Origin of the sequence: Edaphobacter sp. 4G125, from assembly GCF_014274685.1 — a bacterium.
In the GTDB taxonomy this organism is placed as follows: domain Bacteria; phylum Acidobacteriota; class Terriglobia; order Terriglobales; family Acidobacteriaceae; genus Edaphobacter.
Window position 1 is genome coordinate 2,564,953 of record NZ_CP060393.1, and the last position, 21,257, is coordinate 2,586,209.

At 55.8% G+C, this 21,257-nt stretch carries 16 protein-coding genes; 8 read left to right on the forward strand and 8 right to left on the reverse strand.

The window, feature by feature from the left end; translation table 11 throughout:
* Nucleotides 1-4 precede the first annotated feature (4 nt).
* Nucleotides 5-1,216 carry a radical SAM family heme chaperone HemW gene (hemW, locus tag H7846_RS10800; RefSeq protein ID WP_255460557.1) on the reverse strand — a complete coding sequence of 404 codons (1,212 nt, stop codon included), beginning with the start codon at nucleotides 1,214-1,216 and terminating at the stop codon, nucleotides 5-7.
* A 114-nt stretch (nucleotides 1,217-1,330) separates the two neighbouring features.
* Between hemW and H7846_RS10805 the strand changes: the two genes are divergently transcribed.
* The 5 genes from H7846_RS10805 to H7846_RS10825 all read left to right on the forward strand — a co-directional run bounded on the left by H7846_RS10805 (nucleotide 1,331) and on the right by H7846_RS10825 (nucleotide 7,634).
* Complete coding sequence (locus H7846_RS10805) at nucleotides 1,331-2,107, forward strand: DUF1223 domain-containing protein (RefSeq protein ID WP_186692041.1); 777 nt, start codon at nucleotides 1,331-1,333, stop codon at nucleotides 2,105-2,107.
* Nucleotides 2,108-2,157: 50 nt separating this feature from the next.
* Nucleotides 2,158-4,236: an ABC transporter ATP-binding protein gene (locus H7846_RS10810; RefSeq protein WP_186692043.1), complete on the forward strand. Its 2,079-nt coding sequence runs from the start codon at nucleotides 2,158-2,160 to the stop codon at nucleotides 4,234-4,236.
* A gap of 91 nt (nucleotides 4,237-4,327) precedes the next feature.
* The gene (locus tag H7846_RS10815; protein ID WP_186692045.1) at nucleotides 4,328-4,726 is read left to right on the forward strand and encodes a BlaI/MecI/CopY family transcriptional regulator; all 399 of its coding nucleotides are present in this window, start codon (nucleotides 4,328-4,330) and stop codon (nucleotides 4,724-4,726) included.
* Entirely contained in the window at nucleotides 4,726-6,039 is a 1,314-nt protein-coding gene (locus H7846_RS10820) for a M56 family metallopeptidase (RefSeq protein ID WP_186692047.1), read from the forward strand. The genes H7846_RS10815 and H7846_RS10820 overlap by 1 nt, the downstream gene beginning before the upstream one ends.
* Before the next feature lie 32 nt (nucleotides 6,040-6,071).
* Nucleotides 6,072-7,634, forward strand: a complete 1,563-nt coding sequence (locus H7846_RS10825; protein ID WP_186692049.1) for a trypsin-like peptidase domain-containing protein — start codon at nucleotides 6,072-6,074, stop codon at nucleotides 7,632-7,634.
* 163 nt (nucleotides 7,635-7,797) lie between these two features.
* On the opposite strand, the gene H7846_RS10830 is transcribed toward H7846_RS10825, so the two are convergent.
* A complete protein-coding gene (locus tag H7846_RS10830) occupies nucleotides 7,798-8,463 on the reverse strand; it encodes a YdeI/OmpD-associated family protein (RefSeq protein WP_186692051.1) in 666 nt (221 codons plus the stop codon).
* A gap of 33 nt (nucleotides 8,464-8,496) precedes the next feature.
* On the opposite strand from H7846_RS10830, the gene lpxB reads away from it, so the two are divergent.
* The 3 genes from lpxB to H7846_RS10845 all read left to right on the forward strand — a co-directional run bounded on the left by lpxB (nucleotide 8,497) and on the right by H7846_RS10845 (nucleotide 13,442).
* Entirely contained in the window at nucleotides 8,497-9,717 is a 1,221-nt protein-coding gene (gene lpxB, locus H7846_RS10835; RefSeq protein ID WP_186696317.1) for a lipid-A-disaccharide synthase, read from the forward strand.
* A gap of 73 nt (nucleotides 9,718-9,790) precedes the next feature.
* Entirely contained in the window at nucleotides 9,791-11,779 is a 1,989-nt protein-coding gene (locus H7846_RS10840; protein ID WP_186692053.1) for a M1 family aminopeptidase, read from the forward strand.
* Between the two features lie 103 nt (nucleotides 11,780-11,882).
* Nucleotides 11,883-13,442, forward strand: a complete 1,560-nt coding sequence (locus H7846_RS10845) for an FAD-dependent oxidoreductase (protein WP_186692055.1) — start codon at nucleotides 11,883-11,885, stop codon at nucleotides 13,440-13,442.
* A 116-nt stretch (nucleotides 13,443-13,558) separates the two neighbouring features.
* Here the strand turns inward: H7846_RS10845 and H7846_RS10850 are convergent, their stop codons facing one another.
* The 6 genes from H7846_RS10850 to H7846_RS10875 form a co-directional block, all read right to left on the reverse strand.
* Nucleotides 13,559-14,797: an ABC transporter permease gene (locus tag H7846_RS10850; RefSeq protein WP_186692056.1), complete on the reverse strand. Its 1,239-nt coding sequence runs from the start codon at nucleotides 14,795-14,797 to the stop codon at nucleotides 13,559-13,561.
* A 3-nt stretch (nucleotides 14,798-14,800) separates the two neighbouring features.
* Complete coding sequence (locus H7846_RS10855) at nucleotides 14,801-16,057, reverse strand: ABC transporter permease (protein WP_186692057.1); 1,257 nt, start codon at nucleotides 16,055-16,057, stop codon at nucleotides 14,801-14,803.
* A gap of 109 nt (nucleotides 16,058-16,166) precedes the next feature.
* On the reverse strand, nucleotides 16,167-16,742 hold the full coding sequence (locus H7846_RS10860) for a 3-hydroxyacyl-CoA dehydrogenase NAD-binding domain-containing protein (RefSeq protein WP_255460558.1): 576 nt from the start codon (nucleotides 16,740-16,742) through the stop codon (nucleotides 16,167-16,169).
* Nucleotides 16,739-16,924 (reverse strand): hypothetical protein, encoded by a 186-nt coding sequence (locus H7846_RS10865; protein WP_186692059.1) that lies wholly within the window; start codon nucleotides 16,922-16,924, stop codon nucleotides 16,739-16,741. The genes H7846_RS10860 and H7846_RS10865 overlap by 4 nt, the downstream gene beginning before the upstream one ends.
* A 33-nt stretch (nucleotides 16,925-16,957) precedes the next feature.
* Complete coding sequence (gene malQ / locus H7846_RS10870) at nucleotides 16,958-18,535, reverse strand: 4-alpha-glucanotransferase (protein WP_186692061.1); 1,578 nt, start codon at nucleotides 18,533-18,535, stop codon at nucleotides 16,958-16,960.
* Between the two features lie 239 nt (nucleotides 18,536-18,774).
* A complete protein-coding gene (locus H7846_RS10875; protein WP_186692063.1) occupies nucleotides 18,775-20,751 on the reverse strand; it encodes a peptidylprolyl isomerase in 1,977 nt (658 codons plus the stop codon).
* Nucleotides 20,752-21,257 lie beyond the last annotated feature (506 nt).

Sequence of the window (21,257 nt, forward strand, 5' to 3'; positions counted from 1 at the left end):
GTGGCTACGCCGTAGCTGAAATCAACAACCTGCAGAAGACCTCGTTCGAAGCCATGCGTCCACGCGCTGTCAAAAAGATGCGCCCTTCGCTCACGTCCAAAAGCCCTGCTTCGCGCGACTCCTCCACACCCGGCATCACAGCTGCAACAAGCTCAACACCAAACTCTCTTTGCAGGTCATCAAAGCAGACACCTTCAACCAGTCTGAGCCCTAAAAACAACGACTCCTCAAACGCTGCTTCCCTGCTCACGAATTCCGGATCCGGCTTCGCATTCTTCTGCGGGAGCACTTTCAGCTCAGACGGGTCCCCCATATACACATCGAGATCGTCCACATTCTGAAACCTCACCGCACCTTCACCCGCACGAAGCATTGAATGCGCATCCAGTCCGAACCCTATATATGGCAGCCTCTTCCAGTACTTAACGTTGTGTCGTGAAGTATGGCCCTCGCGCGCAAAGTTCGAGATCTCATACTGTCTTACCCCACCTACATCCAATGCTTCGCAGGCTACCTCGTAGAGAGCAGCACTCTCATCCTCCGAAGGAAGATTCTCCGCACCATATCGTTCGCCTCCTTTTAGTGCCTCGCGCCCCAACCGCGAGTCCTCATCCACCTCCAGCATGTACACACTCACATGCTCCACACCGCTTGCAATCGCCCGTTCCAGCGACTCTCTCCAACTCCCTTCCGTCTGATGCGGAAGCCCAGCAATCAAGTCAATACCAACATCGCGGATGCCAGCCCTGCGCAACCGAGCAATCTCCTCCTCGCACATCACTCGCGTGTGCAGCCTTCCCACAGCCCTTGCCTCTCGGTCGACAAACGACTGCACCCCCAGGCTCACGCGGTTCACGCCCTGCCCCAGCAACTCTTCCAAGGTCTCTTCCGAAAGCTGGCCCGGAGCGCACTCCAGCGTTATCTCCGCCTCAGATCTGATCTCAAACTCGTCTCGCAATGTCGTGAAGATCGTTCGAAACTGTTCTGCAGAAAGCAGGCTCGGAGTTCCACCCCCGAAGTACACAGAATCGACCGTCCGTTCCAACCTCGCGTCCATCCGTGCCACACTAAGCCGTGTCTCTGCAATCTCCCTGCATAGCCGATCCACGTAGCCATCCATTCTCTCGGGCCCAAAAGCATCCGAGGCAAAGTTGCAGAAACTGCACTTCGCCTTACAGAACGGAACCGAAACATAGATGCCAAGTGGACTAACCACGTTTATCCTCACAAAACATTGTTTCATGCAGGATTTCTTTGTGACCAACCGCCTGGAAACCCCATCGAATAGGTCGTTAGATTGGTTTGTGGCTTTTTGAAAAGGAGAAGCATTTTGAATCCTTATCGCTTTGCCTCCGCTCTCTTGCTTCTGATTCCCTTCTCCCTGACTGCGCAAACGAAAACGTCCGACTCTCGCACCCCAGTCCTCGTCGAGCTATTCACCTCCGAAGGCTGCTCTAGCTGCCCCTCCGCCGATAAACTCCTTGCCGCTCTTCAGAGCCAGCAACCTGTCGCCGGCGCCCACATTATTGTTCTTGAAGAGCACGTCGACTACTGGGACCAGCAAGGCTGGCACGATCGATTCTCTTCTCCGCAGTTCACAGAGCGACAAAAGGTCTACGCCTTTCGCCTCAAAGTCGACGACCCCTATACCCCTGAGATGATCGTTGATGGCGTAACCCAGTTTTCGGGAAATGATCCGGCAAAGGCCGTCTCCGCCATCACTCAGGCGGCACAGTCTCCCAAGATCGATCTCGTTCTGTCGAAACCCAGTATCGAAGGAAAACGCATTTCCAGTTCTGTCTCGGTTGCCTCAGAAGCATCGACGCTTCCAAAAGGCGATCTCTACGCTGCTCTGGTCACCCCATCTGCATCCACACAGGTCAAATCGGGCGAAAATGGCGGCAAGCATCTCGATCACGTCAGCGTCACCCGCACGCTGCAGCACATTGGCAAGCTGCAGGATCTCGGCCATGCCCCCATCGCCTTCAAGCTCAGCGCCCCACCCGATGACGACCCCGCGCACATGCAGCTGATCATCTTTGCCCAGCTTCCAGGCCAGGGAGCAGTTCGTGGCCTGGTCCAGATAAACGCCGTGCCCGCATCTTAACGCTAACCATTGCATCCCTCTTCCAGGCCACGCATCTAGAATAGATATCGATGGCCGATCAGCAGACATCCGAAGACGTCGCGAAAGAGCCTGCGAAAAAACCAGCGCAGGACGACGAAATCTCAGGCAAGGCGTATGACGGACGCATTATGCGTCGTCTGTTAACCTACCTTCGTCCTTACAGGCTTCAGGTCATCCTCTCCGCCATTGCCATCCTCATCAAGGCTGCCACCGATGTCATGGGACCCTACCTCGTCAAGGTTGCGGTCGATACCTATATGACCTCGACACCACCCGCTGAACTCTCCTGGCTGTCGCACCGTCTTAGCCCCGCACCGATGACCGGCATCACTCAACTCGCGTCTCTCTATTTTGGTGCGCTGCTCACAAGCTTCGGTCTTGAGTTTGTCCAAACCTACCTCATGCAGTGGACCGGCCAGAAGATCATGTTCGACATGCGCAGCCAGATCTTCCGACATCTCCAGCGCATGTCGCCGTCCTTCTTTGATCGCAATCCCGTCGGTCGTCTCGTCACCCGCGTCACCTCCGATGTCGATGCTCTCAACGAGATGTTTACCTCCGGCGTTCTTGCCATCTTTGAGGATGTCTTCGTACTGGCCTTCATCGTCATCATCATGATGCGTATGAGCTGGCCGCTGGCCCTGCTCACCATCTCCGTCATCCCCGCCATCCTCTACGTCACCCGCATCTTCCGCCGTCACGTCCGCGACAGCTACCGGCGCCAGCGTTCTGCGACCGCACGCATCAACTCCTTCACGCAGGAGTATGTCTCCGGCATGGCAATCGTGCAGCTCTTCAATCGCGAGCGCCGGGCCTTCCAGGACTTCTCACAGGTCAATGCCGAAAACAAAAAGGCATGGACCGACGCCATCTTCGCCTACGCTCTCTACTACCCCATCGTTGAGTTCCTAAGCTCTACTGCCATCGCGCTCGTCATCTGGCGTGGAGGAATCAGCATTCTCCATACCGAGAGCTTCTCCTGGCTGACGCAATATACCTACCTTGTGCCAGGTAGTAGTGCGGTCCACACCAGCCTCTTCGGAACCGTCACCATCGGTGTCCTGATTGCTTTCATCCAGTACGCGCAACGCTTCTTCCGCCCCATTCAGGATCTCAGCGAAAAGTACAACATTCTGCAGGCTGCTATGGCCGCAGCTGAGCGCGTCTTCAAACTACTCGACACTCAACCCGAGATCGTCTCGCCCGCAAATCCCACCCCCGGCAACAACTCCGGCCGAGTCGAGTTCCGTAATGTCTGGTTTACCTACCAAAAACTCAGCTCTGAACAGGAAACTGCTCTACGCGATTTGTCCTTCCGGAATGACGAAACCATAGAGGAATCTGCTTTTGAATCCGGGCCTCTGACTGACATTGAGTGGATTCTCCGCGGCGTGTCCTTCATCATCGAACCCGACGAAACAGCCGCCATCGTCGGCCACACCGGAGCTGGCAAAACCACCATCACCAGTCTGATGATGCGCTTCTACGATATCCAGCACGGCACCATCCTCGTCGACGGAGTCGATGTCCGCGACCAGGATCTCACCGCATTACGACGTCGCTTCGGAGTCGTCCTCCAGGACCCGTTCCTCTTCAGCGGCACCATCGCCGACAATGTCCGCCTCGGCTCTTCATGGATTACTGACGAAGCTTTGGAAAAAGCCTGCGACGAGGTCAACATCGGCGATTTCATCCGCACGCTTCCTGGGAAGTTCAAAGAGCCCGTTCAGGAGCGCGGAGCCACTCTCTCCACCGGACAGAAGCAACTCATCAGCTTCGCCCGCGCCCTCGCTCACGCACCGCGTATTCTCGTCCTCGATGAGGCCACCAGCTCCGTCGATACCGATACCGAACTTCGTGTCCGCCTCGCCCTCACGCGCATGATCACTGGTCGCACCTCCATCCTGATTGCACATCGGCTTTCCACCATCCAGCGCGCCGACACCATCCTGGTCATGCACAAGGGCCATTTACGCGAGCACGGAACCCACCAGCAGCTCCTCGCCCAACGCGGCCTCTACTGGAAGCTCTATCAGCTCCAATACAAAGACCAGGAGCTTGACTCCGGAACCGATTCCACCCCCTCCCTCGAGCCCAGCACTGCCTGAAACCTACCCGGGAAATTACATTTCTCCTCCGCTAACTAATTCCCTAGTTGCTCCGTCATATCTATGTCCCGTCATGGGAATGGATTTTGGGATGCCGCCAAAGCGCTCCAATACGTTGACTGAAGCCGAGCTCCGCATCATGCGGATTCTCTGGGATCGCGGAGAGTCTCTGGTCAGCGACCTCGTCGCAGCTATGTCCTCCGAGGCTCCTCTGGCCTATACCTCAGTCTTGACTACAGTTCGCATTCTTGAACAGAAGGGTTACGTCCAGCACCGCCAGGAAGGTCGGGCTTTCCTCTACATGCCCTGCGTCGCCGAACACGACGCAAGTCGCTCTGAGATACGCCACGTCCTCGGCCGTTTTTTCGATAACTCCCGCGAGCGGCTAATGCTTTCCTTGCTTGGCGATGGAGAAGTCACCTTCGATGAGCTTCAGCGCCTCAAGCAGGCCATCGCCGAAGCCGAAGCTGCACAGAAGGAGGAATCGTAATGCCAAGTACTCCTCTTTCACAATTTGCCGCAGAAGTTTTCACCGCAGGACTCTGGCAGGGTGTCTTGGTCGCCGCCGTCGTTGCTCTCAGTCTGCGCCTTGTCTCGCGCATCTCGTCTTCTGCTCGTTTTATTGTCTGGGGAGTAGCCTTCCTCCTAATCATTGCCGTTCCCCTTCTGCGCCTCCAGACACCTGGCGGAACCGGCTCCTCCGCCGTCCTGCACCTGACACCGATTTGGACCATCGTGATCCTTAGCATCTGGGTCGTGCTCACAGTCTTTCGCTTCGCCCAGCTTCTTTATCAAGCCAGACAAACGCATCGCATCTGGAAAGATGCCTCCCCGGTCTCGGTCTCGCCCTCAGTATTGGCCCTTCTTCAGACAAGCGGCCGCCGCGCCGAACTCTGCACCTCGCGCGATATCGATTCACCTTGCGTCATCGGCTTTTTCTCGCCGCGCCTGCTCGTGCCCGAATCGCTCTTCGCTGAGCTATCTCAACCTCAACTCGAGCACATCATTCTCCATGAATGCGAGCACCTACGCCGCTACGACGACTGGATTAACTTAGCCCAGAAAATCATCCTGGCACTCTTCCCTCTCAATCCGGCACTCTGGGTGGCCGACCGTCGCCTCTCTCTGGAACGCGAACTTGCCTGCGATGCAGGAGTGATCGCAAAAACCTCCGCACCGTTCGACTATGCGCACAGCCTTACGCGTCTGGCAGAACACCGGCTATTCTCCAGTCGCGTAGCACTTGCCCTTAGCGCCTGGACCCATCGGTCAGAACTCAGCCATCGAGTCCACGCACTACTCAAGCCCGTTCACCAGCTCTCGCCTTCCTGGACCAGGTCCGCCTTTGCAGCTCTCTTCCTCATTTTAGGAGGGGGTTCGTTGATGCTCGTTCATGCACCGCGCCTTGTCTCATTCTCCTCTGCGCCTGTACTTACAGCTTCTGAGCTTTCTGCGGTTTCGGTCATCTCCAGCCGCACATCTTCTGTCCCCGTTCTCTACCACTCCGAAGCAGCGTCTCAACCTCGCATGACCTTGCTCAAAGCAACCATGCCTTCTACTCGGCCTGCGTCTGCGCACGCCAAAAAGCCTGCACTGAAACAGAATGGACGCTCTGAAGCCACCAGCCCCCGAACCTCCTTCCAGCAAACACCTCGTGTTGTTCAGACTAAGGCTGGCAGCAGTTCCACAACACCATCGCGCTCGCATCGCAACACAGTTCGGGCCTACTACATCACGACAGATTTCGCGCCATCGTATGCCGCCGTTCCCTTTGGAGATGGCTGGCTGATCGTCCAACTTTAGACCCCCAATCTTCTCAGGAATGAGGAAGGATTATGACTCAATCAACTAATAAACTAGTAGATCAATTCAAGCGAATCGCTCTCCCGGCTGGTGTAGCTGCTGCCACAGCAGTCCTCGCATCCGCATTTGCGATTCACTCCAGCAACGTACACGCCTCCGCTGTTTCGGCGGCTCCGCTCGACGACTCCAGCGTCTCCGCTCTCACTGCGATGGACCAGGCCATGGAAGCACTAGCTGCACGCGTTACTCCAGCTATCGTCAACGTTGCCGTTACTTCGCGTGGTAACGAAGAGCAGCAGGCTCAGATGCAGGGTGTCGATCCCCAGGATCTGCCTCCGGGGTTCGCTCAGTTTTTCGGTATTCCATTTGGAGGCAATGGCCGTGGCCAGCGCTCCGCGCCTGAGCAACAGCCGTTGCAACACGGAGTCGGAAGCGGCGTCATCATTTCGCCAGATGGTTACATCATCACGAACAATCATGTCGTCGATGGAGCGACCCAGATCAAGGTCACACTTCATGATCGCCGTGTCCTGAACGCCAAGATAGTTGGCGTTGACAAACTCACCGACCTCGCAGTCATCAAGGTGGACTCCAAAGATCTCCCCTACATGTCCTGGGGCAACTCCGAGAAACTTCACCCTGGCCAAACCGTGCTTGCCTTCGGCAGCCCCTTCGGCTACTTCCAGTTCTCCGTCACCCGCGGAATCATTAGCGCCGTCAACCGTCAGAACCCCTATTCCGACGATGCCCGCAAGCTCGGTGGATACATCCAAACAGATGCTGCAATCAACCCCGGAAACTCCGGCGGAGCGCTGGTCAACTCCCACGGTGAACTGATCGGAATCAATACCTTCATCATTTCCAATAGCGGATCGTTTGCTGGAGCTGGCTTCGCTATCCCCTCCCAGGTAGCAAAGGCGACCGCAGACCAGATCATCAAGACTGGCGGCGTTCATCATGGATATCTCGGCATCAGCATGAATGACGTGACACCTGAAAACGCCCACTTCTTCAACCTTCCCGATGCTACGGGAGCCATCATCGCGCAGGTCACACCAGGCTCACCTGCGAGCCGTGCAGGTTTAGAGAACGGCGATGTCATCCGCCAGCTCAACGGTACGAAGATCATCAACGGTAGCGATCTCCAGCTTGCCATTGCCGGAACGACTCCTGGAACGAAAGTACAGCTTGGTGTTCTGCGCAACGGTCACAATCAAAACATCGATCTCACCGTTGGTGAATATAACGCCAAGAACAAAGTCGCCAGCAACGATGGCGAAAATAGCAACGGAGGGCAGCAGCAAGGCAAACTCGGCTTAGCGATGTCCGATATCACGCCGGATGTACGCCAGCAGCTCAACCTCCCTGACAGCATTAAGGGCGCAGCCATACAGAACGTACGCCCAGGAAGCCCTGCCGAGGATGCCGGACTTCAACCTGGTGACGTCATCGTGCAGGTCAACCGTCAGAATGTTGATTCCGCAAGCCAGGCCGTCGCTAAAGTCCACGCCATTCCCGCAGGACAGGATGTTCTTCTGCTGGTGTGGTCACAGGGCGGAGAAAGCTATCGTGTTCTCCATACCAATCAAGGTTAATTGAAAGCCAGCAACCAGAGACTTAGAGCCGCCATCTATTGGCGGCCCACTTTTTACGCTCTCCATTCAAGCTCGAACCGCCCGTGCCACCGTGTCATTTCAACCGAAGCTGACGCCGTTAGGAGGCAGCGGAGTGGCGAAATCCCCGCATTGTCATGTCACTCTATCTCTGCACCACCTTCAAACAATCTTCAACCACTTTCCCTGCTCTCTTCTCTCTCGCCTCAGGGCTCTGGTAATAGAACACGCCAAGGAGATGGCCACGCCGTTGTATCTCGGTCATCTTCTCCCAACCTTCCTTTGCACGAGGATGTTTTCGAAACGCCACTTCGAGGATCGGTGGCAATGCCTTCTCTCCCTCCATGGCTAAAAGCATCCTCTCGGCCATCTGTTCGACTCTCCGTTGCTTCGTCTCCGGGCTCTTTACCTCATCGATAGTCCTCGCGATGTCCCGTCGGATAGAGTCACTGAGCTTCGCATACCACTTCGCCAGCGACTTCTCTTTCTTGAATAGCTTCTCCAACTCCGGCGGAGCTTCCGTCTCACGCTCATCGAGGTCCGGCTCCACAGCAAGGTCGATCATTCCACCGACACTCACCCCCGCGGCCCTCTGCATCTTTTTGTTCACCAAAACAAAGTGCCCTCTGTGCGCAGAATCAGCAAATAACGAGGTGCGAAAAACCTCGCCTCCCGTCTCGACTTTTACCCGTAGCCGCACCATCTTCTTCCATGTCTTCGACACATCAAACGGAACTCGCGCTACAACCCAGCCCAAACCTCCAGGCAGCGGCTCCAGTGCCGCGCGAAACCGCTTCACAGTTCCCGCCATGCAATCCCCCCGAGAAGAATCTACACTGATCTCATCGCCACAACATCCAATCCGACCTTTTTTCTCTCCGCCGGCGAGGCTTCAGGCGACCACTACGGCGCGCAGATCATTACCGAACTCCTCCGCCGTCATTCTGACGCATCCTTCCTCGGCCTCGGAGGGCTTGAGATGGAATCTGCCGGACAAGAGAGGATTGTCAGGGCTGAAGACGTCGCGCATATGGGCATCACCGAAGTCATCAAACACGCTCCGCGCGTCTACGGCTCGTATCGCCGCCTTGTCGCTTCGATCAAGCAACGTCGACCACAAGCCGCAGTCCTCATCGACTTCCCTGACGTCAATCTCCGCCTTGCCCGCGAGCTCAAGACCCTCAATATTCCTGTCGTCTACTTCGTCAGCCCACAGCTCTGGGCCTGGAAACGTCGACGCCTCCAGTGGGTTCAGCAGCGTGTCGACCGCATGATGGTCATCTTCCCCTTCGAAGAGCCCTTCTACCGCAACCGCAACGTCGACGCCACCTTCACAGGACATCCTCTGGCCGAGCTTCCCTTACCCGCAAGCACTCGCGAAGAGTTCGCCTCGAAACATTCGCTCGATCCATCCAAACAATGGATCGGCCTACTCCCCGGAAGCAGAACAAAAGAGATTCTTTCCAATCTTCCGGCAATGCTTCAGGCTGCATCCTTGCTCGGAGACAATTACAAGTTTCTTCTCCCGATCGCCAGCACCATTCATCCTGCCGACGTCGAGGCGATCATTGCTCAGCACCAGCCTTTACCAGCGGTTCATCTCGTCCCTGATGCCCGCGAAGCCCTCTTCCACGCTCGAGCCTCCATAGTCGCCAGTGGGACCGCCACTGTCCAGGCTGCCGTCATCGGGAATCCCTTTGTCGTCGTCTACAAAGTGTCTCCGCTCACCTTCCGTCTGGCAAAACGCCTGGTCCACTATCCCCCAGAGGTCTGGCCCTCTGGAGCCCCTGATGAGTTCGGCAACCCGCCCATTGGTATGGTCAACCTCATCGCTGGTCACCGGATCGTTCCTGAGCTGATCCAGGACAACTTCACAGCTACAAACGTGGCTTCGGCTCTCCGCCCTCTCCTCGATGACACCCCCCAAAGGATTCAGATGATGGCCGATCTCGCCGCTCTCCGTCAGAAGCTACTACCGCCTGTAGGAGCAAATTCCATCTCCCAGGTGGCCGATGCAGTGGACTTGCTCCTCAAACGAGGCCGAATGCCCCTTCCAAGCGTCTAAACAAACAGTCTGCCTCTCAGCAGGGATACAGCAGTACCATATTGTTCAGATGTTGTTGAGGAATTTGGCCTTCATGCGCGCTTTCGCCCCAAAAATTCGCACGCTGTTTGCAGTCTTGCTCCCTTTCCTTTTCCTCACAGCGACGGCTTGGGCTGCGCCTCCGCGTCCGCAGCTTCAGGTCACGGGATATGTAATCAACGCGGATCTCTACCCCACCGACAACAAGCTCTCGGCCACTGCCGAAGTTACCTTTACCGCATTGGAGGACCTGACCGCACCGGTCTTCGAGCTGAATAACGGTCTCCAGCTTTCCAAGGTCACCGACGCCACGAAGAAACCGCTTGAGGCTGAGCGCGTCGCCACAACCTCGACTGTCCGGTTCAACCTCACCAATCCCATCCCCAAAGGGACCTCTACCACCTGGACCTTCGAGTATGCCGGTACGCTCAAAGGAGCCGAGACCAGCCCCGTCGAGGGTATCAACTTCGCCTCCGTGCAGGATCCCATCAGCATCCTGCTCTATCCCGGGCGCTGGTTCCCCATGGTCGGCCTCTACACCAACCGGTTCACCGCAGAGATGCACATCCGCGTTCCAGGCAACGAGCGTGTCGTTGGCTCCGGCTCAGGTGTAGCCGCTCCGAAGAGCCTGCCTGGAAACCGTACCGAATACACCTTCAAGTGGTCCAAGCCCGGCTTCCCCGGAACAATCATCGCTGGCAAGTTTGTTGACTCCATTACCGCTCCCGGCGTCGGCAACATACGCGTCTTTGTGACCGACAAGAATAAGGCCTCTGCCGTTGCCTTTGCCCAGGACGCCGCCAAACAGTTCGAGTTCATGTCCACCGACTTCGGACAGCCTGAAAGCGGGCAGATCAACCTGGTCGAGCTACCCTCGGACGCTGTCGTCGCCACCTGGGCGCCCGAGATTGCCGCCATCGCCGGCCCTCGCATCTCTGGTAAAACATACTCTCGTCTCCTCGCCAATACCCTTGCGCATCAATGGTGGGGCTCCGAGATCTCCCCCGCCACTCTGAACGATGCCTGGATCACCAACGGCATGTCGCGCTATGCCGAGCTAATGTACGTCGAAGACTCCGCAGGCAAAGCAGCTTTCCAGTCCGCCGTTACCGACGTGCAAGCCGGAGCGCTCGCCTACGACACCGAACCTCTCACCACACTAGGTCGCCTCGATCCCTTTTCTCCCCAATTCCAGTCCATGACCCTCGAAAAGGGCGCGATGGTCTTTCATATGCTCCGTTGGGAGATGGGAGACGATGTCTTCCTCAAATTTCTACGCGGAGTGCTCTCTCAGTATGCCGATAAAGGTGTCCGCACCTCCGATGTCCAGACCGTGGCCGAAGCGCAATCACAACTTCAGCTGACACCATTCTTCGCACAGTGGTGTGACGGCACCGGCGCTCCCACCTTCACCAACAAATACACCGTCTTCCGGCTGGGCAACAACAAGGGCTTTCGCACCGTAGGCTCCATCGCCCAGGATCTCGATCTCTTCCGCATGCCCGTTGAGCTGCGCATCGAAACCGACGGTAAAACCGAGATCCGCCGCGTTGACGTCTCCGGCACCGAAAGCAACTTCTCCGTCGAAACCTTCGGCCGCCCTCGCCGCATTTCCATCGACCCGCAGAACTGGCTTCTCAAGTCCACTCCCGACCTCGCTGTTCGCGTCGCTGTTCTTAAGGGGCAGCAGCAGGTCGCTCAGGGCGACCTCACCGCAGGCCTGATCGAATACCAGAAGGCTCTGGATGCCAACAAGAACAGTTCGCTCGCTGCTTACCGTATAGGCGAAATCTTCTTTATGCAAAGGAACTATCAGTCCGCTGCGAACTCGTTCCGCGATGCACTCCGAGGAGACGGCGATCCGAAGTGGACCGAGGTCTGGAGCCACATCAAACTCGGCAACATCTTTGACGTGACTGGTCAGCGGGACCGCGCTGTTAACGAATACCGTTTAGCCGTACAGACCAATGACAACACGCAGGGTGCAATCAATGAAGCTCGCTCGCTGATGCAGAAACCCTACAAGCGCGAAGCCAGCGAATAGTACCTTTTTCCATGGTTAACCGCACGTCTATGTTTCTCTAGGGCGGATGCCATATCACAAATAGAACGCTCTGCGTTATCGTGCATTGCGGGAGATATTCCACATGGCAATCGAGATCGTGTCCAGCGATGACATTCGATTTGAGCGTCTGTCTCATGGACAGAACGGTCGTTTTCCAGCAACAGAGCATGACCGCGCCAGCCGTATCGCGCTCTGCGATAACAGCGATGACGTCGCCGAAGCGCTGGAGCGCTTCATCCACCAGGGCCTGCGCCCCACGGTTCGCTCCGGCGGGCATTGTTACGAAGACTTCGTCGACAACAATCCAGGCGGAGCAATCATCGACCTCAGCCTGCTCGCTGGAACTGAACCGCCAGCGCATGGACCGAAGTACCGCCTTGGCGCCGGATGCACGTTAGGCCAGGCCTACCCGAATCTCTACAAGCGCGCCCTCGTCACGATTCCTGGCGGCACCTGTGGCCCTGTCGGCGCAGGCGGCCATATCTCTGGCGGAGGATACGGCCTGCTCTCCCGCCTGCATGGCGTGACTCCAGACTGGGTCAGTGCTGTCGATATCGTAACTATCGACGCTGCGGGCAAAGCCCATGTGCGCCATGCCAATAAAAGCACCGATGCAGACCTGCTTCGCGCCTGCCGTGGAGCGGGCGGAGGAAACTTCGGCATCATCACAAATTTTTATTTCGACACTCTGCCCACCGCTCCTGCTGAAGTCATTAACGGCGGCATCAGCTTTGAGTGGGAAGGTATGACCGAGGAACGCTTCTCCCGCATTCTCTACCTCTTTGGAAACTATTGGGAGACGCGCGGCCAGGACCCCGACACCTGGGGGCTCTTCTCGATCTTCGGACTCACCCATCGCAGCTCTGGGCATCTCAACATCAGCGTCGCCTTCACAAATCCCGATGGGACCGTCAACGATACCCGTGTTCTCGATGAGTATCTTGCAGTCTTTGATGAGTGCAAACCTGTCGCGGAACTTACCCGGCATCCAGCCATTGCGGAACACCATCCGGAACCGAACCATCCCGGGAGCCCGGTCTGCCTTGCGAACCATACGCTCAACAAACTCTCCTGGATCGATGCCAATTCGCCTTCAGGTGGGTTCCGTCGGCCTCCCGGACAGCCGCAACTCAAGTTCCGACACAAGTACAAGTCCAGCTACATGAAGCATGGCTTTACGAAGGAAGAAGCGGCCATCTTCTATAAGCATCTCAATCGCACAATTCCCGGCGTAGACCTCAAAGGCTGCGTGGTGCTCTCCGATTCGTTTGGAGGCGCCGTGAATAAGAAGCAAATGCTGGAAGAGACATCCCTCGTTCAACGTGAATCCGTCCTGAAGTGCCAATTCATCGCAAGCTGGACCGATCCCGCGCAGGATGCCGGACATGCTCAATGGATTCGCGATCTCTTTACCGAGCTTTACGGAAAGTCGACTGCGGGAGCAAAGTATAACGGAACTCCATTCTGGAGCGATCAGTATGAGGGTTGCTACATCAACTATCCCGATGCCGATATGCTCCAGTACGACTATTGGCCGCAACTGTACTACGGCACCGGGGAACTTTATCCCTTCCTCCAGAAGGTGAAGAAGAAATACGACCCGAACAACATCTTCCACCATGCTATGTCGATTCGGACCTAGAGTGGATGATTCCCCTTCCGCCCCGGACTCTGTCCGGGGCTTTTTGTCGAAGTGGAAGAATACAGAAATGAAATAGCGGTAAGTTTCTCCATTGAGAACAGCTCAAGGCAGGGTGTCTATTCGTATCTCAGCGCCTCGATAGGGTCGAGATTTGCTGCCTGGATTGCAGGAATCATCCCGCTGACAATACCGACCACCGCCAGAACTGACGTCGCAATGATCACGATATTTGGCGAGATCAACAGATAAATATCCGCCGCGCTCGCATTGGTGGCAATCGCACTATAAAAGGTGATTCCCCCAACGAGCTTGCTGACCGTAAACGCGAGAGCGATCCCGCCCAGGCCACCGACACCGGTAATAACCAATGCCTCTGCCAGAAACTGGAACAAAATATGCCGTTTACGCGCTCCAAGAGCCTTTTCCACTCCTATCTCGCGCGTCCTCTGTTGCACGCTGACCAGCATGATGTTCATCAACCCAATCCCCGCGATCCCCAGCGTCAGAACACCGATAAACAGTAGCAGCGCCTGCAATGCGATCGAGATAATGCGGAATTGTGCCAGTTGTGACATGATATTCGCTACCCACATCGCGTTCTTGTCCGTGGGACGGAACCCATGCGTCGCGCCCATCTGGTTACGCAACGCATGTTCCACGGCCATGTGATCTCCGTGATAGTTCATCCAGATCCCGTCGAGGTATTTGGTGTCTTTGATATCTCCCATCGTCGGGAACGGAATGTAGCTGATGCGATTGATATTGTCGTCACCCTCCTGCATCTTGGGCTTGAGTACACCAACCACCTCAAAGCTGATTCCATTGATCCGAATCTTCTGCCCCAACGGAAACATTCCAGAGAACAACTTCGTCTTCGCCTCCGATCCAATCACGACGACGTGGTTTCTTTGCTGGACATCTGCCGCAGAAAGAAACCTTCCCTCATCCAACTGCATGTTCATGATGTCTGCAAGCTCAGGCTTGACTCCATCCACCTCCCACGTATAGGTGTGCAGATCGTTCTGCAACGGAACCTGCTTCCACAACATTGGTGAAACGTGAAGAATCCCCGGAACCGTCTCTTGAATTCGCTCAACATCGTCCTGCGTAAACCGGATCTTGACTCCTGCTTTGGTTCCTCCTGCCTGTTCGCTCGTTGTCCCGGGAAACACGCCGATCATGTGCGTTCCCCACTGTGCAAAGATCGCCTCAAAGGCCCGTCCGAAGCCTGCACCATAGGCCAGCAGAAGTACAACCGTAGCAATTCCCCACGCCATGCCGACGATCGTAATCGCCGTGCGCCGGCCGTTATACCGCATCGCCTCCATCGCCTGGGCAAAGATGTCCTTCAGCATTGGCTACTCCTTCCTCAGCGCTTCTACCGGCTCCAGTGCCGCGGCTTTGCTCGCAGGATATAGGCCCGCAACCACTCCGCACAGAACAAGCGTTCCCATCGCCATCGCCGCCGACCACGGAACCAGCCTTGGTGGGTCGAAACCCATCTGATTGTTCCCCATCGCCTTTCCAAGAGCGAACATCAGTGTTCCGGAACCAGCAATCCCGATCAATCCACTCAAACCAGTCAGTAACAGCCCCTCAAGAAAGAATTGCGTAAGGATGCTGCGCTTGGTCGCGCCTAATGCCTTGCGTAGCCCAATCTCCTTTGTCCTCTCCGTCACCGTTACCAACATGATGTTGATAATTCCAACTGCTCCCAGCGCCAACGTTACGATTCCTACGCCGCCCAAAAAGACGTCCATCGCAGTGAAGATCAGCCCCACCGTCCGTTCGGACTTGATGGTGTCCCACTCCTCGAAGGCATCCTTCACCGATGAATCAAAACCGTGTCGCTCCGCGATAATCCGATGGACCTCGGCCTTGGCCGTCTCGTTCAAATCCGGGGTCAATGGCTGATACTGAATCGAACTAACCGAATCCTGCGGAATGTTTTCACCTGTTATCGGAAACAGCTCCAGCATCGTCGACAGCGGAATATAAAGCCGCTGGTTATCGCCATCGTTATTTCCGCGGCCAATCTTCTCCGCCACTCCAATCACCTGGAACCTGGCGCCGTTGATCGTAATGAACGCCCCCAGCGAGGGGCGTCCTGGAAAGAGTAGCTTGTTATTCTTTTGTCCCAGCACCACCACTCGCCGACGATCGGCAACGTCATCCCGGTTGAGGAAGCGCCCCTGTGCCATCGGGATCGTCCGGATCTCCGGGTAGTTCGCCTGAACCCCCATCACCGACCCGCCTGAGCTCGAATACTCGCTGACTTGCTTTAGATCGCCCCGGTTGATAAAAGCCGTCACATTGCGAACATTGGCGGCCTGACTGCGGATCGCCTCCGCATCCGAAACCGTCAGTTTGTAGGGCTTCATTCCCGTATGCTGATTGGGCATAGCGGGAATCGTCCCACCCCACATCATGATCACGTCCTGCCCCAACTGAGCCAGGCTTCTACGCTGTCCAGAACGAAAGCCCTCTCCCAACCCGATCAGAAGCAGCAAAGACGCCACTCCCCATGCAATTCCGAACATCGTCAAAAACGAACGCAGCTTGTTGGCTCCGATCGAACGGAAGACCTGAGCGAAGATGTCCACAAGTGCGCGCATGGCAATTCTTTTGACTTACGATAACTCTCTTCTGTTACGCAAATAGAAGAAAAGAGTTCCCTAAGTGACGAAACACGCTATTTATAAGGGGAGATACCAACGAAAGCGTTTACGCCATGTTCTTCGTAAGAACAGAGTCTTCAGGGTCAGCCATCAGGACCGGAAGCGCACCGAGGCATTGCAGCATCTCTTCCACGGTCTCAAGAACACCGCGATCCACCGTCGGTGGATAGACCACCTGCACCACCTCACCCCGGGCCACCTCTCCCCGAAGGGCGACGCAACGCTCTGGACGATACACGCAGGACGCCAGATCAGTAATGCTCAGAGCAGTACTGGGGGTACAAAGGATCGTCTTCGGAGGAGCCATCCGATCGATCATGCTGAAAATCTCCAACTTGGATTCCAGCTCGTCCGGTACAAAATCGATGGCAATATCCGCCTCGCGCACCGCATCTTCCACGGTCGAAGCAAGCTCAAGCGCGCCAAAGCCACCCCTTTGACTCAGATCGGAATACTCCACCTCAGCCTTTCGCAGGTTCGACGGCAGCACATCTTCGAGGACAACATAAAAACCGGCCGCAGAACACGCCATCGCGAAACTGCGACCGGCATTGCCCGCACCGATCACGGCCACAACCCGAACCTTTTGTCCAGACTGTGGACCTCCTGCCTCTTTGCTCACTTCTTTCCTGCCACAGCCGCCACAACCGAATCGTAGCTTGGATCGGCGTGCTTGATATGCTCTGCAACGCGCTGACGCTCCTCATCTGTCAGCGACGGCAGTACGGCAAGAATGCGCCGTAGGGTCACAGAGATGTCGTCAACATAGTTCATCGTACGGATGGCTTCGCCAGAAAGAGGCATGGGAACTCCTGATTTTGAAATCGCTCTTTTAGTCTAAATGCTCGAAGCCGACTCCGGCGCGGCACTCACAATCTCGATTCGTTCTCGCTCTGGCGAAACATAACCATCCCTGTCCGTCATCTCCATTAACACCGCCAACTGAGCCGAAAAATCCGAATGAAGCGCGTCCAGACGATATCTCCAGGTCCAGTTCCCATCCGCCGCTGCCGGAGTATTCATGCGTGCTTCACTTCCTAAATGCAGGACATCCTGCATTGGAACAATGCAGATATTCGCCACCGATCGCTCAGCAGCCCGGATCATCGCCCAAACCACCTCGCCCTCATGCAGTATTGGTTCAAGATAAGTCTGAAGGTTCTTTCGTTCCAGCTCGCTCGCGTCCTCACGCCACCATCCCAGCGTGGTGTTGTTATCATGCGTCCCGGTATACACCACTGTATTCGGAATAAAGTTCTGTGGCAGGTGCAGATGACTGCCGCGATCCGAAAAACCAAACTGCAACACCCGCATCCCAGGCATCCCGAAATGCTCGCGAAGCTCGTCGACTTCAGGAGTAATCAACCCGAGATCCTCCGCGATAAACGGAAGTTCACCAAAGACATCTTTCAGACGACCAAAAAGCTCGTGTCCAGGAGCCTTGACCCACACTCCCTTGACTGCCGTCTCCTCCTCCGCAGGAATCGACCAATAGGCATCGAACCCGCGAAAGTGATCCAGCCGGATCATGTCGTAAAGCACAAGAGATCGACGCACCCGCGCCACCCACCAGTCAAATCCCCTCTCCTGCATATACTGCCAGCGATAGAGAGGATTTCCCCATCGCTGTCCGGTCTCGGAAAAATAGTCTGGCGGCACTCCAGAAACTCGGATCGGATTGCGCTTTTCATTCAGTTCGAACACCTCAGGATGCCGCCATACATCGGCACTATCGAAGCTCACAAAGATCGCCACATCGCCAAGAATCCGAATCCCGTGCTCCGCGCAGTACGCCCGAAGCGCGTGCCATTGTTCGTCAAAAAAGAATTGCACAACCTCTTCGATCGCCAGTTCGTATGCATGATCCTTAAGTACCGCCGCAATCGCCGCCTCATGCCGATACGCAAACTCTTCGGGCCACTCATTCCAGCAGGCATAATCGAATCGCCGACGCAGCACGATGAACATTGCATAATCAGCCAACCATGAACTGTTGTTCTGGATAAATCGCTGAAATCTCCCCTTCGCATCCTCTGGCGCGTGCTCCAGAAAATTCTTCGCCGCCTCTTCAATCAGCGGCAACTTCTCCATCTTCGCCCTCTCGAAATCTGCTGCTCCCTCATGCCCTGCCAATCCGGCAATGCGCTCTGCGGTAAGCCAGCCATCGTCCACCAGACGTTCCAGACTGATCAGCAAAGGATTTCCTGCAAATGCCGATAGCGCAGAATAAGGAGAGTTCCCATATCCCGTCGGACTCAGCGGAAGGACCTGCCAAAGACGCTGCTTGGCTGTGACAAGAAAATCGACAAATGCATATGCCGCAGGACCAAAGTCTCCAACGCCCCCATACGAAGGAAGCGAGGTTACATGCAGCAAAACTCCCGATAGCCGCTTCTCATTCTCTCGTTCGCCCATCGCGCTCCCCTTCGCATTCCGTTAAGGGCACGGCTTCAGTCGTGCCGAAATGGGTTCGATTCTATGCAGCTTCAGTCACTGAGGCATCAATAAGCTGAAATCACCCGATTCCAGCTTATTCCACCTTTTAGGATGCAAAAAGGGCCTGCTCTCTTAGAGCAAGCCCTTTGCTGTGTCATTTCGACCGAGTGCGAAGCGCGAGTGGAGAAATCCCCGCATTTCTCAGAATCGAGGCTGATTTAGCTTCCAGAAGGCAGCGACGGAGCCGCGGGCTGCTTCTTCGAATAACGAATCGCTCCCGCCTCTTCGTACTTCTTCGTTACATTGCCAACGTAAACCTGGAAGATCTGCTCTCGCTGATCATTCAGAAGCTGCTCACGAGTCTGCTCAAAGTTTTTCGTGATCTCTTCAGCTGTTGGCTCCTGCTTATCAGTGACGGTCAGAACAATGCCCGCCCGCCCAAGATTTACAGGTCCGGAAACAGCACCTTTGTTCAAGGTGAATGCCACCGCAGCCGGACCGCTCATTGAACCGATTTCAGGAACCTGGGCGTCCCGTCCCACCATCTCGCTGGTCTTCACAGGGATCTTCATCTCCGCTGCTGCCTTCTTCAGGTCATTCAGTACCTTCGCGCGATCATCCAACTTGTTCAGCTGCGTATTCAAAAGCAACGGAATCTGCTGCTCACGATAATCATCGAGAATGTGTGGCTTGTAATCTGCAAAATTCGGTGCATGTGCTGCCTTGATGTCCTGAACCTGAAAGACCGCGTATCCGTCTCCCGTTGAAACTGAGGCAGGATCAGCGCCCTTCACCACCGTGAAGGCCTGGGTCAACAGCGCCGAGCTGTCCGCCAGTCCTGCCACGACTCCATCCTTCGCAACGTAGTCGGTTGTAACCGCATGAAGACCGCGTGCTGCAGCTGCCTTCTCCATGCCATTCTTCTTGGCATCCGCTGCAAGCGCTGAAGCATAGGTCTGCTCTGCCGCTCCGACACGCTGCTGCTCAAGAATGGGAACGATCTCACTCTTGACCTCAGCGATTGGGCGCAGGTGGGCAGTCTTCTTCTCCTCAACCTGCAGAATGTGATAACCGAACTGGGTCTTGATCACGTCTGACGTCTGTCCGGGGGCCAGCGAAAATGCAACCTTGTCGAACTCAGGAACCGTGCGCCCGCGGTCCAGCCAGCCAAGCTCTCCGCCCTGGGTCTTGCTGCCGGGGTCATCCGAATTCTTGGTCGCCAGATCAGCAAAATTCGCGCCGCCCTTGATCTGCTTAAGCAGATCCTCTGCCTTGGCCTTCGCCGCCGCGTCCGTCTTGCTGTCGGCCCCATTGGGAACAGAGATCAGGATGTGGCGGACCTTCACCTGCTCCTTCACCTGGAACTGCGACTGGTGCTGGTTATAGTACGCCTGAATATCGGCATCGCTTACCTGCGGTTTGCCGCCAGGAAGGTTCGATGCGTCGAACGAAACATACTGAATCTTGCGGGTCTCAGGAATCGCCGTCGCATAACGCGCCTGGTTGTCCTTGAAGAACTTCTCCAGGTCCGCATCCGAAGGATTGATTGTCTTCCGCAGATCGTCTGCCGAGATGACCGCATAATCGAACTTCACCTTGGTTCCCTGCGTCCGGTATGCCTCTCGCACAGCCTGGTCCGAAACACTGACACCACCCGTAATCAGTGCTTGCAACCGCTGCAGCTCCATGTCGCTCTTCACCTGCGACTCGAAATCCGCACGACTCACTTGGAAGAAGTTCTGCACGAAGTTCATATAGGCGTCATCGCCGATGTACTTGCCGCCCGGGAAGAGGTACTGAGCAAAAGGCCCTGTCTCCAACTCGCGGCGCAGATCTGCATCTGTGACCTCTAAGTTCAGGCGGTCCGCCTCATGCTTCAATATCTGCCGCTGCACCAGAATCTGACCGGCCCGCTGCGACATATACGGCAGCAGGAACTCCGGAAGTCGCTGCTGCTGCAACTGCCGTGCCGCCAGCTGATTCACTTCGGTCATCCTCACCGATGAGCTGTCAATTCCCAGCCGCCCCAGCAGACCGGGCTCACGCACCACGGCGAAGGTATTGGCATCATTGACTGAAGAGTTGTCAAAGACACCAGGGACAAGCGTAATCACCATCGTGATAATCGCAAAACCGATAATGACCGCAAAGAGGATCTTTGTAATGCGGTTGTCCTGCTGCAGAATACGAATCATGCTTGACTGAAGACCTTCACTTCAAAAAACGCCACCGTTTAGGACGATGGGCGGGTGCCCGGGATTTGCGGAACCATGTACAGCCACAGGAACTGCACTGGATGCAGGGCAAGCTACGAGTATAAATCACCTGACAGGACAGATGCTTCCCTTGCACCATCGAAAAACCTGTCAAGGCCCCTGAATTCATAACTGCAACAAATCAAAGCTCCTCAAGCCCATTCAAGAATGCGGATTCATCGTCCCCGATTGATAAACTGGAAGTAGTAGCCAAAACCCTTTAGCTTTCGCTGATCTGTTCTTCTTCCAAATATCTTGTTCGCACTGGCCATTTCTTAATCGTGGGTGGTGGCCCATTCATGGAGCGTAGCGACACGTGCGGAAAGGCAATTCGTGTGCTAGCTGGTTCGTTAAGGGCATGGCTTCAGCCATGCCGAAAAGTCTCACCAATAAAGCGGCTTCAGCCGCTGAGGTCATCCCCTGAAGTACAGGCCTAAGCTAAATAT